Below are 12,330 nucleotides of genomic sequence, written 5' to 3' on the forward strand. Positions count from 1 at the left end.
ATTTTTATTCACTGACCTGTGGCGCAGAGGTGCTCTATTTTTGCAATATGCGGTTGCAGATCATGCCCTTGCGCAGCCATCCAGGCGTCGTCGTAGTAGGTGTCCAGATAGCGGTCACCGCCATCGCAGGCCAGAAATACGATCGAGCCTTTCTCGCCCGCGGCCTTCATTTCGCTGGCCAGCTGCAGTGCGCCATAAAAGTCGGTGCCCGTGGAGCCTCCAAAGCGTTTGCCAGTGAGTTCGGCCAGATAGCGCATTGCGGCGTACGAGTCCACCGTCGGCACGCGCAGCATGCGGTCAATCACATCGGGGATGAAAGACGGTTCTACCCGGGGGCGGCCAATGCCTTCCACGCCTGACGACTGTGCATTGCACAGCGAGCTGTCCCGGCACTGGTGGTAATCCAGGAAAACGGAGTTCTCGGGGTCAACGACGCACAACTGCGTGGCATGACCGTGGTAGCGGATGTAGCGGCCAATCGTGGCCGATGTGCCGCCTGTGCCAGCGCCCGTGACAATCCAGCGCGGCACAGCGTACTGCTCTGCTTGCAGCTGACTGAAGATGGATTCCGCAATGTTGTTGTTGCCGCGCCAGTCGGTGGCCCGCTCGGCGTAGGTGAACTGGTCCATGTAGTGGCCCCCGGTTTGAATGGCCAGCTTTGCAGCCTCTTCATACACCTGGTCGCCACGGTCCACAAAGTGGCACTGGCCGCCATAGAACTTGATCAAGCCCACTTTGGCAGGGGAGGTAGAACGTGGCATGACTGCGATAAAAGGCAAGCCCAGCATGCGTGCGAAGTAGGCCTCAGAGACCGCCGTGCTGCCTGACGACGCTTCAATGATGGTGGAGCCTTCACGTACCCAGCCGTTGCACAGTGCGTACAAGAACAGCGAACGCGCCAGGCGGTGCTTGAGGCTGCCAGTGGGGTGGGTGGACTCGTCTTTGATGTACATCGGAATGTCTGCAAAGCCCGGCAACTCCAGCGGAATCATGTGTGTATCGGCTGAGCGATGAAAGTCACGAGAGATGCGCTTAACAGCGGCAGAGGTCCAGGAATTAGAGTGATGCATGGTTATCCTAGGCAGACTGGGAGGGCTAAAACTGCCTCGATTTCGATACCTGCTGCTTTGGGTAAAGCGGCAACTTCAACGGTGGCACGAGCAGGGTCAGGGGCAGTGAAGGTGGCAGCCATCACATCATTGACTGTGGCGAAACCACTGAGGTCTGCCATGTAGACGGTAAGTTTAACGACGTCTTTCAATATGCAGTCCCGGCGTCGCTGGATAAATCCAGTTTGAGGCGAGCTGCCCCAAACCCCAGCTGCTGCTATGCCATGACCATCGTCTGAGAACGGACCAGGTCAGTTAAACGATTGCAGATAGCTGCGCTCGGATATGCAGCGCAGTGACTGGGCGTTCAAAGGCTTTGTCTTTGTGTATTCGCGCAGCCCTGTGAGGAGGAATGATTGAGGCGGCACAACGCTCCATCGCCCGTCACGCTCTCAAGTGTTTCATCCTCGGGCAACGGCTGTATTCAATCTGGCAGCACTGAAGCATTGCTCATATGGCCTCACTGACCCTGGTGCTTGGATTGATGCAATGCATCGCTTGCAGTTGATGCTACGGTAGCGGCGCTTGTGGTGAGTCGAAATCTCGTTGCAATCCGGTGGATGCAGCAGCGCCACATCAGTGTTTGAGTAAATAGAGGGCTAAACCCCACCCGCATCCGTACAGCCCCATTGCTTCTCTTGCAGCAGCTATGCAACGGCCTGCGAACTGTGCAATGAAGGCATGGAACGCGCAGGTGTCTGGCCCGGCGAGTGTGTGGCGTGGCGCTGGCCAGCAGGCGAAGCCGCAACATCCTGTGCGGTCAGGTCTTGGGTGACGGCTTGAAGTTCGGCCGACTGAGTCAGTGAAGACTGCACCACCTCGGACATGATGGTCGTCACCTGGTGGGATGAATTGACAATGTCTTCCATGGTTGTGCCCGCCTTGCGCACCTGCTCAGCGCCTTGCGAGACCTGATTGACGGATGCCTGAATCAGCTGCTTGATTTCTTTGGCGGCCGATGCGCTGTTTTGTGCCAGCGTGCGCACCTCGCCAGCCACCACGGCAAAGCCCCGGCCTTGCTCGCCCGCGCGAGCCGCTTCAACCGCGGCGTTGAGTGCCAAAATATTGGTCTGAAACGCAATAGTGTCCATCACACCAATAATTTCGCTGATCTTGCGTGAGCTGCTGGAGATGTTCTCCATGGTGTGAATGACTTCGCGCACGGTATCGCCGCCGGTTTCAGCCACGCGGCAGGCGTTTTGTGCCAGCTGGTTGGCGTGGCCAGCGCGCTCTGCGCTTTCCGTCAGCCCTTGCACGGTGACGCGCAGGGTCTGGGCTGCGGTGAAGCGGCGTGTGATGTCAGTGGCGAATTTCACGACCTTGAAGGGGTGCCCGTTTGCATCCAGGATGGGGTTGTAGCTGGCTTCAATCCAGACTTGGCGGCCATTTTTGCCAATGCGCAGGTACTGCCCGGAATCGTTGATGCCATGGCTGAGCGCTTGCCAAAACTGTGCATAGGCGGCGGTTTGCCGCTCTTGCGGCAAAACGAACATGCTGTGGTGCTTGCCTAAAATTTCATCGATGCGGTAGCCCATGGCATTGAGGAACAAGTCATTGGCAGCCAGGATGTAGCCCTCAAGGTCAAATTCAATGATGGCCTGAACCTTGGAAATTGCTGCCAGCTGGCCTTGTGCATCGGCGTTGCGACGTTGCTGCTCTGTAATGTCGGTGGCGTACTTCACGACTTTGCAGGGACGGTGGCGGCGGTCGAATATGGGGTTGTAGCTGGCCTGCAGCCACACCTCAGTGCCGTCATGGGTGATGCGTTTGTAGCGGCCTGCATCGTGAGAGCCTTGTCCGAGGCGTTGCCAAAAATCTGCGTATTGCGCAGAAGCTGCCGTTTCTTCATCCACAAACATGCGGTGGTGCTGGCCCTGAATTTCTGCCAGCTCATAGCCCATGGTGTCCAGAAAATTCTGGTTGGCTGTGAGGATGTTGCCCTGCAGGTCGAACTCAATCACCGCATGCGATTTTTGAATGGCGGCCAGTTGCCCTTCCAGTTCTGCGGCTTGGCGTTGACCACCACTTGCTCGTAACCATGACCAATTGAAGCTCGGCATAGGAAACTCCTTGCAGCCGGGTGAAAAATTTCTACAAATTGTGATTAAGTGTGAGTAATTGTTTGTAGGAGGAGTGTCGTCATAAGCGCGGGAGATTGGCTGAAAGGAGCTGAGACCGTTGGTCATTTCATGCGCAGTCGGTGGCATGATGGCCCGCATGACTTGCTGGATTGATACCCACTGCCATCTGGATGCCGCTGAATTCAATGCGGATCGCGATGCCGTGCGTGCGGCAGCCAGTGAAGCTGGTGTGGGGCACATCGTCATTCCCGCTGTGCAGCGGGCGCATTGGCGTGAGGTCATCGCGCTGGCGCACCGCCATGGAGACAGCTACGCGCTGGGCATCCATCCCCTGTACACCCCGCGTGCGCAGGAAGCAGACATCGCAGCGCTGCGTGAGTTATTGCTCGAAGTTCAGGACGACCCGCATCTGGTTGCGGTGGGGGAGATCGGACTGGATTTTTTTGTGCCAGATTTAGATGGGGACCAGCAAATCTGGTTCTACGAGCAGCAAATCATGCTGGCGCGTCAATTCAAGCTGCCCGTGATCTTGCATGTACGCAAAAGCAGTGATCGTTTGCTGAAAACCTTGCGTGCATGGCCTGTTGTGGGGGGCATTGCCCACGCCTTCAATGGCAGCGCGCAGCAGGCTCATGCATTCATAGATCTGGGCTTTAAATTAGGCTTTGGCGGTGCCGTCACCTATGACCGCGCGCTCAAATTGCGTGAACTGGCTGCGACGCTGCCCCTGGAGAGCATCGTTGTAGAAACCGATGCGCCAGACATTCAGCCCCATTGGCTCTACACCACAGCACAGGCACGCGCCGCTGGTAAAGCGCAGGGCCGCAACAGCCCTGCCCAGTTGCCCCGTATTGCCGCTGAAATCGCAGTTTTGCGTGGCATTGCCCCTGAGCAGCTGGCACAAGCGACGGGCCGCAATGCGCGCGCCGCATTGCGAGGGCTGCCAGCATTTCCATTGCTTTAACGTACCAGTGCGCAGCAGTACTGCGGGCGAAGCTATGGTTCTTAAAACTCCACCTGCGGCAAGCGGCACAGGTTTGCACGGACAATGCTCAGCCATGTCTGCGCCAACCTTGGATGAATCACTGCGTTTGCAAGGCTTGCCGCCCGTGGCTGATGCACGCACCCGCCTGATCATCTTGGGCAGTTTTCCTGGTGCAGCTTCGCTGCGTGCGCAGCAGTACTACGCACACCCGCAAAACAAGCTGTGGCCCATCTTGGCGACACTGTGGCCGCAGCATCCTCAGCCTGCGCACAGCGACTATGCGGCGCGGTGCGAATGGCTGCTGGCACGTGGGCTGGGGTTGTGGGATGTCTATGACAGCTGTGAGCGTCAAGGTAGCCTGGACAGTGCCATCCGCACACCGCAGGTCAATAATTTTGAGGCGTTGAGAGCACATTGCCCGCAACTGCAGGCTGTTGCGCACAACGGCGCAGAAAGCTACAAGCACGCCAGCGCGCTGCAAGGTCTGGGTCTGCAGGCTTACAAGCTTCCCTCGACCAGCCCGGCCAATGCCGGGTGGAGCTTTGAGCGCAAGCTCAACGCCTGGCGTGATGTGATGCAGGCCGCAGGCCTTTTGAAGAAAGAAGATTAAACCGTGGCTGCACGCAAGAAAAACTCCAGCGCTTTTACCGAAGAAGAGATGCCTCAGGTGAGTGTCTCGGACGACGGTGTCTCACGCTATCTGCACCTGGGGACCCCATGGGTGCAAGGCTCGATGAAGCTCAAAGCACCGTTTGAGATTGATCTGGAGTACGTGCAGCGCATGATGGCGTGGCTGTTGTTTGTCGAGCCAGAAAGTGTGGCCGAACGGCATGCCGTGCAGCTTGGCCTGGGGGCCGCTGCGCTGACCAAGTTTCACTACAAGAAGCTCAAGATGCACACCACCGCCATTGAGATCAATCCGCTGGTGGTCAACATCTGTCGCAACTGGTTCAAGCTGCCGCCTGATAACGACATGCTGGAGGTCGTGCTGGGTGATGCATCCATGGAAATCCTCAAGAGCCGCTGGCAGGGTGTGGTTGATGCCTTGCAGGTAGATCTGTATGACCACAATGCTGCAGCGCCTGTGCTGGACAGCGTGGAGTTCTATAACGACTGCCGCAATATGCTCACGCCGGAAGGCGCGATGACCGTGAACCTGTTTGGACGGGCATCCAGTTACCAGCGCAGTCTGGAAAAAATCATGCAAGCGTTTGGTGAAGGCCATGTCTGGGCCTTCAAGCCAACGCGCGAAGGCAACACGATTGTGCTGGCTCAGCGTGTGTCCACACCACTGACACGCGATGAGCTGGTGGCGCGGGCTGAGGCTGTGCAGGCCCGCTGGGATTTGCCCGCCAGTAAATGGCTCAAGGTGTTCAAGCAGGTAGAAGTTACACCCAGTACTTAATACAGGCCCGCGGCATTAAGCAGGCATACACTGGCATTTATTCTGACAATGAACGCACTGCACTTTTATGTCTATTCCTGCCGTTTCCAGCAGCGCTGGCGCTGCCAGTTCCTCCAAGCCTAATGTCTCGGGTCAGATCTCGCAGTTGCAGGGCCAGCTCAAGGACTTGACGCAAAAGCTCAAGGCAACGAGCGACTCTGACATGGAAGCGCAGGCGAAGACCCAGATGCTGCAAATGCTGCAGGCCCAGATTGCAGCCATTCAGTCGCAGATTCAGGCCTTGCAACAGCAGCAAACTCAGCAGCAAATCCAGAGCAATGACGGTGCGCTGAACAAGGCCGTGCTGGGCAGTGAAGAGAGCGTTGCTGCGCGCCGCAGCAATCTGAGCACATTGGGTAGCCAGGTGGATACCTACGCCTGATTGAGCGCACGCTCAATATCTGGGCAAAGCTGCACAATGCACCGGCCTTGTTGACTTTTTTTGCCTGCTATGTCTTTAGAAATTACTGCACCTTTTTCTTCCCCCGCCGGGGCTTCTATCGATCACCCTTTGGACTGGGTGCAGGTGCTGCAATGGCTGCAGGCCAAAGGTATTGTCGATACGGCCGAATGTGCACGCATTCGCGCACGCTGCTCTACTGCTCACAGTACGCAGCACCCGCTGATCAGGCTGGCAAGTGTGGGCGTTACCCGATTGGCGGATGGCGTGACGCTGGATATTGAAGCATTGACTGCCTTTGTCGCAGAGTGCACGGGCTTGCCGTATCTGCGCATTGACCCGCTCAAGGTCGATGTGGGCCGGGTGGGTGACGCCATGAGTGTCCAGTACGCACAGCGCCATAAAGTCCTGCCGGTACAGATCAGCAACAGCGACATTGTGGTGGCTACTGCTGAGCCATTTGTCATGCAATGGGTGGGAGAAGTTGAGCGCCAGACTCGTCGCAAAGTGCGCTGTGTGCTGGCCAATCCGCAGGATATTCAGCGCTACACCAGTGAATTTTTTGCACTGGCCAATTCTGTGCGTTCAGCGCAAAAGCTGGGGGGGACATCAACCGCCAGTTTTGAGCAACTGGTGGAGCTGGGGCGTACCAACAAACAGCTGGATGCGAACGACACGGGTGTGATCCGTGTGGTGGACTGGCTGTGGCAATACGCCTTTGACCAGCGCGCCAGCGACATCCATCTGGAGCCACGGCGCGAACAGGGTGTGATCCGTTTTCGCATTGATGGTGTGCTGCACTCGGTCTACCGAATGCCTATGGGCGTGCTCAACGCCATGATTGCGCGCATCAAACTGCTGGGGCGTATGGATGTCGTGGAAAAACGGCGCCCTCTGGATGGCCGTATCAAAACGCGTAATCCCCGTGGTGAAGAAATTGAAATGCGCCTGTCGACCTTGCCCACGGCCTTTGGCGAGAAGATGGTGATGCGCATTTTTGATCCCGACAACACCATCAAGCAGCTCGATCAGCTGGGCTTTATGCCGCACGATGCCCAGCGCTGGGAGGCGTTGGTGCAGCGCCCCCACGGCATCATTTTGGTGACAGGCCCTACGGGCTCGGGCAAGACCACCACGCTGTACTCCACCCTCAAGCGCGTGGCCACCGAGGAGGTGAACGTCAGCACGGTGGAAGACCCCATCGAAATGATTGAGCCTGCCTTCAATCAAACACAGGTGCAGCCGTTGCTGGACTTTGGCTTTACCGAAGGCCTGCGTGCGCTGATGCGACAAGACCCGGACATCATCATGGTGGGTGAGATCCGCGATACGGCCACGGCAGAGATGGCTGTGCAGGCCGCACTGACCGGGCACCTGGTGTTCTCCACCCTGCATACCAATGACGCGCCCAGTGCTGTGAGCCGTTTGATGGAGCTGGGTGTGCCGCCTTACTTGCTCAATGCTACTTTGCTGGGGGTGCTGGCGCAGCGACTGGTGCGGGTGCTGTGCCCTCAGTGCAAGCAGCCGGATACGCAGTTGACGCCAGAAAGTCTGGCCGAGGTGATGAGCCCCTGGAAATTCAGTGGCAGCTTCAAACCCTATCAGCCCGTAGGGTGCGAGGCTTGCCGCATGACAGGCTACAAAGGGCGAATGGGCTTGTATGAACTGCTGCTTGGCAGCGAGAGTTTGCAGCAGCACATTAACCACAGTCCATCGATGGACGCGCTGCGCCGCCAAGCCGTGAAAGACGGCATGCGACCACTGCGACTGGCTGGTGCCCTGCGCGTGGCAGAAGGGCTGACCACTTTGGCTGAAGTGATGGCCGCAACACCACCACTGCGCTAAGGCGTTTTCTCCAGTGCAATCCATGCTGCCCAGCCCAGCTCAGGCGCGCATCCACTGATGCATGGCGATGGCGCTGCATTGGGCGCTATTCGAGGGTAAACACTGGGTAATCCTGCTGACAGGGTGCGTAAAAGGCATCTCAGTAGGTGGAATCCACATGAATTTGCCTTCACTTTGCTTACAGAATCCCACCAGTCGCAAATCCTCTGATGGGAGACGTTTCGTGAAAATTAAGAGTCAAAAAGACTTCTTCGCCGGATTGATGTATCTGGTTGTCGGCCTTGCTTTTGCTATTGGTGCTATTGACTACAACGTCGGCACTGCAGCACGTATGGGTCCTGGTTACTTTCCGTTGATTCTGGGTGTGATCTTGTCGCTGATCGGTCTGATGATCGCATTCAAGGCAACGGTCAATGGCCCTGGCGATGGTGATCCAGTGGGCAAGTGGGCTTGGAAACAAGTGTTCTTTGTCTTGGCTGCCAACTTCGCTTTTGGTCTGTTGCTGGTTGGTGTGCCTGCTCTGGGTATTCCTGGCCTGGGTCTGATGGTTGCCATCATTGCTCTGGTGTTTATCGCCAGTACTGCTGGTAGCAAGGTCAATTACAAGGAAGTGCTCGTGCTTTCCCTGATCTTGGCAGCTGGCAGCTATGCGGTGTTCGTGTGGGCCTTGAACCTGCAGTTCCCCGTCTGGCCTACCTTCATCGTTGGCTAATCCCCCAGGAGACTTGCATCGTGGAATTGATTGAACATTTGTCGCTGGGGTTTGGCGTTGCGTTTACAGCGCAAAACCTCATGTACTGCCTGATCGGCTGTGTCTTGGGCACGCTGATTGGTATCTTGCCTGGCCTGGGCCCAGTGGCGACCATCGCCATGTTGCTGCCTGCCACTTACTCGCTGCCTCCTGTGGCTGCGCTGATCATGCTGGCCGGTATCTATTACGGTGCGCAATACGGTGGTTCGACCACCGCCATTTTGGTGAACTTGCCTGGGGAGTCGTCGTCCGTTGTGACCATGATTGACGGCTACCAGATGGCGCGAAAGGGGCGAGCTGGCCCTGCGCTGGCCGCTGCGGGCATTGGCTCGTTCTTTGCAGGTTGCGTGGGCACGATCATCTTGGCTGCCTTTGCTCCTCCGCTGACAGAAGTCGCCTTCATGTTCGGCCCTGCGGAATACTTTTCGCTGATGATTCTGGGCCTGATCGGTGCTGTGGTGCTGGCTTCCGGCTCCTTGCTCAAGGCTGTGGGCATGATCGTGCTGGGTCTGCTGTTCGGCATGATCGGTACGGACGTGAACTCCGGTGTGGCACGTTACAGCTTTGACATTCCTGAGTTGACCGACGGTATCGACTTCGTCGTGATCGCCATGGGTGTGTTCGGCTACGGTGAAATCATTGCCAACCTGTCCAAGCCTGACGACGAGCGCGAAGTGTTCACGGCCAAGGTCACGGGCCTGATGCCCACCAAGCAGGACTTCAAACTGATGTTCCCCGCCATGGTGCGCGGTACGTTGCTGGGTTCTGCACTGGGTATCTTGCCCGGTGGTGGTGCCATGCTGTCGGCCTTTGCCTCCTACACACTGGAAAAGAAGACCAAGCTGCGTCCTGGTGAAGTTCCTTTCGGTCAAGGCAATATCCGTGGTGTGACGGCTCCTGAATCGGCCAACAACGCTGGTTCACAGACATCGTTCATTCCTTTGCTGACACTGGGCATTCCACCGAATGCCGTGATGGCACTGATGGTGGGCGCGATGACCATTCACAACATCCAGCCTGGCCCTCAGGTGATGACCAGCAACCCAGAACTGTTCTGGGGTCTGATCGCATCGATGTGGATTGGTAACGCCATGCTGATCATCTTGAACCTGCCCATGATTGGCATGTGGATCAAGCTGCTGTCAGTGCCTTACCGCTGGTTGTTCCCCGCCATTGTGCTGTTCTGTGCAGTGGGCGTGTACGGCACGAAGAACTCCGAGTTCGACGTCTGGATGGTCGGTATCTTCGGTTTCATTGGCTATGTGTTCTACAAGCTGGGCACCGAACCCGCACCGTTGTTGCTGGGCTTCATCCTGGGCCCAATGATGGAAGAAAACCTGCGCCGTGCTCTGCTGCTGTCGCGTGGTGACTGGTCTGTGTTCGTGACACGTCCTATCTCGGCTGTGATGCTGGTCCTGGCTGTGGTGTTGCTGGTGATCGTATGCTTGCCAGCAGTGAAAAGTAAACGCGAAGAAGCTTTTGTTGAGGAATGACAGAGCTTGCTGTTGCACTGTGAAAAGCGCCCTGCGGGGCGCTTTTTTTATGGAAAGTTGCCAACCAAGGTTATTGGTGTAAACCATTATTTGTAAATAAAAGTTACTGGATAATGGCTTTATGCCGAAGCACACCTGCGCGAAAGCCAGCGTCGCAAAGCCACGGGCCTAACGCTTGTCCTGCAAGTCATGGTCGCCGGGTTGCCTGTGAGCGTCTTGGAGGAGACGTTTTGCTGTTTCCTGTCTAGCACAGAGCCCGTGGCTTAGGCCATGCAGGCATCTTGGCATCCTCTGACGCGCGCAACCACTGCTGATGGGCGCGCATGGCCAAATTGTGTGAAGTCTTATATCCATCATGAATTTTTCGAACATTCGGGTAGCTCCAAAGCTATGGACTACTATTTTGGGTTTGCTGGTCATCATGACTTTGTCGAACTTCTGGGTGCAGCAAAGCACGATGCAGACGCTGGAAACTTCCCGGGAAGACGTGCAGCGTATTGAGCGCAAGATTGCGCTGGCCGAGACCATGCGCGGCAAGATACTGCGCAGCATTGAGGCTGGGACAGCACTGATGGCGACGAATGAAAACCGCCTTCAAAACGAGTTTGAAGCGCGCTTTAAAAGGCAGCATGACATTGCCTTGGCAGCGTTGGCCGAGATGGAAAACTCGCTGATGTCCGAGCAGGAGCGTGCGTCCTTTGCATCCGTACTCAAAGCCTTTGAGGATTTGAAGAACAGCCGCGAGACGGCGCTGGACACCATGGATCTGGATGACTACAACGCGCGGGCCAACTATGCGTTTGGTGAGTACACCAATCTGTCCGAAATTTACGGCAGCAAGATTGAAGACTTCATTGGTGCGCAGCGCCAGCAGCTCAGTGCACTGATGCAAAATTCTGATGCCGTGCGCCGCAGCAGCATCTGGATGGGCTGGCTCAGCACAGCAGTGCTGCTGTTGCTGGGTGTGTTGCTTGCACGCTGGCTGGTGATCAGCATTACGGTGCCGCTGCGCGAGGCGGTGAAGATGACGGAAGCCATCGGTGGGGGCGACCTGACCATTCACGCCGCCAGTCAGCGCAAGGATGAGTTTGGTCAGTTGATGCAGGCCCTGGATGCCATGGCACAGCGCTTGCGGGATGTGGTGCTGAACGTTCGTGGTGGTGTGCATGAAGTGTCTACGGCAGCTGCTGAAATTGCCAACGGCAACCAGGATCTGTCGGCGCGCACAGAGCAGACAGCCGCCAATCTGGAAGAGACAGCTGCCAGCATTGAGCAACTGACAGCCACCGTCAATCAGTCGGCAGATACCTCGCGCCAGGCCAATCAGCTGGCGGCAACGGCTGTGCAGGCAGCAGAGCGCGGTGGTCAGGTGGTGCAGCAGGTGGTGCTCAGCATGGAGCAGATCAACACCTCCAGCCGCAAGATAGGCGACATCATTGGCGTGATTGATGGTATTGCGTTTCAGACCAACATCCTGGCACTGAACGCCGCCGTTGAAGCGGCACGTGCCGGTGAGCAAGGCCGCGGTTTTGCGGTGGTGGCCGCCGAGGTGCGCAGTCTGGCTGGCCGCAGTGCAGAAGCGGCCAAGGAAATCAAGGGCCTGATTGAAGCCAGTGTCAGCAATGTGGACGCTGGCTCCACCCAGGTCAGCCAAGCAGGCGCCAGCATGCATGAGATTGTGGCCAGTGTGCGCCGGGTGACTGATCTGATCGGTGAAATCACTGCGGCAACCAATGAGCAGCGTGATGGTTTTGTGCAGGTGAATCAGGCAGTGAGCAATCTGGACCAGATGACCCAGCAAAATGCGGCCTTGGTCGAAGAGTCCAGCGCAGCGGCAAACGCCATGAGTGAACAGGCGCAGCGGCTGATTCAGGCCATGGCGGTATTCAAGGTGGGGCAGACAGCATGGACCTCTGCGGCAGCTGCGGGTGTTGAGCCCGCTTTGCCTCCCACTGCAGCCTCAGTGAAACTGCCCGCATCCCCAGTCACCCGCACCCAGCAAGCGGCCAGGGTGCCAAAGCCTGTGGCTGCGCCCGCATTCGTTGCCGCTTCAAAGCCTGCAGCCCTCCAGACTGACGAATGGGAGTCTTTCTAAAGACCGCCTGCACCACCCTTGATGTGTGGAGGCATTGATGCTTTGCAGTGTCGTGCAAGCTGCTGCTTGGCACAGCGTCTTGGCTGTCAAGCTCTGATTAGCTGGTTGCTGCTGGGCATTTTCAGGG

At 57.1% G+C, this 12,330-nt stretch carries 11 protein-coding genes and 1 riboswitch; of the genes, 8 read left to right on the top strand and 3 right to left on the bottom strand.

Translation table 11 applies throughout. The annotated features are described in order from the left end of the window. Positions 1-8: 8 nt before the first annotated feature. The 3 genes from IB213_RS06055 to IB213_RS18290 all read right to left on the bottom strand — a co-directional run bounded on the left by IB213_RS06055 (position 9) and on the right by IB213_RS18290 (position 3,169). Positions 9-1,070, bottom strand: a complete 1,062-nt coding sequence (locus IB213_RS06055; RefSeq protein ID WP_192405745.1) for a PLP-dependent cysteine synthase family protein — start codon at positions 1,068-1,070, stop codon at positions 9-11. Between the two features lie 2 nt (positions 1,071-1,072). Beyond that, a complete protein-coding gene (locus IB213_RS06060; RefSeq protein ID WP_225561000.1) occupies positions 1,073-1,261 on the bottom strand; it encodes a Rid family hydrolase in 189 nt (62 codons plus the stop codon). Positions 1,262-1,756: 495 nt separating this feature from the next. Further along, entirely contained in the window at positions 1,757-3,169 is a 1,413-nt protein-coding gene (locus IB213_RS18290) for a methyl-accepting chemotaxis protein (protein ID WP_304515600.1), read from the bottom strand. A gap of 157 nt (positions 3,170-3,326) precedes the next feature. Here IB213_RS18290 and IB213_RS06070 point away from each other — a divergent pair, with 157 nt between their 5' ends. The 8 genes from IB213_RS06070 to IB213_RS18040 all read left to right on the top strand — a co-directional run bounded on the left by IB213_RS06070 (position 3,327) and on the right by IB213_RS18040 (position 12,203). Next, positions 3,327-4,154, top strand: coding sequence for a TatD family hydrolase (locus IB213_RS06070; RefSeq protein WP_192405747.1), 828 nt, complete (start codon positions 3,327-3,329; stop codon positions 4,152-4,154). A gap of 94 nt (positions 4,155-4,248) precedes the next feature. Next, positions 4,249-4,785 carry a DNA-deoxyinosine glycosylase gene (locus IB213_RS06075; protein ID WP_192405748.1) on the top strand — a complete coding sequence of 179 codons (537 nt, stop codon included), beginning with the start codon at positions 4,249-4,251 and terminating at the stop codon, positions 4,783-4,785. Between the two features lie 3 nt (positions 4,786-4,788). Then, a complete protein-coding gene (locus tag IB213_RS06080; protein ID WP_192405749.1) occupies positions 4,789-5,580 on the top strand; it encodes a spermidine synthase in 792 nt (263 codons plus the stop codon). 67 nt (positions 5,581-5,647) lie between these two features. Then, positions 5,648-6,001 (top strand): FlxA-like family protein, encoded by a 354-nt coding sequence (locus IB213_RS06085; protein WP_192405750.1) that lies wholly within the window; start codon positions 5,648-5,650, stop codon positions 5,999-6,001. A 69-nt stretch (positions 6,002-6,070) separates the two neighbouring features. Next, positions 6,071-7,864 (top strand): GspE/PulE family protein, encoded by a 1,794-nt coding sequence (locus IB213_RS06090; protein WP_191723219.1) that lies wholly within the window; start codon positions 6,071-6,073, stop codon positions 7,862-7,864. Between the two features lie 223 nt (positions 7,865-8,087). Beyond that, positions 8,088-8,576, top strand: a complete 489-nt coding sequence (locus IB213_RS06095; RefSeq protein WP_191723218.1) for a tripartite tricarboxylate transporter TctB family protein — start codon at positions 8,088-8,090, stop codon at positions 8,574-8,576. A gap of 20 nt (positions 8,577-8,596) precedes the next feature. Continuing rightward, positions 8,597-10,108, top strand: coding sequence for a tripartite tricarboxylate transporter permease (locus IB213_RS06100; RefSeq protein ID WP_191723217.1), 1,512 nt, complete (start codon positions 8,597-8,599; stop codon positions 10,106-10,108). Positions 10,109-10,226: 118 nt separating this feature from the next. Then, positions 10,227-10,317, top strand: a riboswitch (cyclic di-GMP riboswitch). 212 nt (positions 10,318-10,529) lie between these two features. Beyond that, complete coding sequence (locus IB213_RS18040) at positions 10,530-12,203, top strand: methyl-accepting chemotaxis protein (protein WP_304515601.1); 1,674 nt, start codon at positions 10,530-10,532, stop codon at positions 12,201-12,203. The last annotated feature ends 127 nt before the right edge of the window (positions 12,204-12,330 follow it).

Source organism: Comamonas sp. CMM02 (assembly GCF_014851485.1).
In the GTDB taxonomy this organism is placed as follows: Bacteria; Pseudomonadota; Gammaproteobacteria; order Burkholderiales; family Burkholderiaceae_C; genus Comamonas; species Comamonas avium.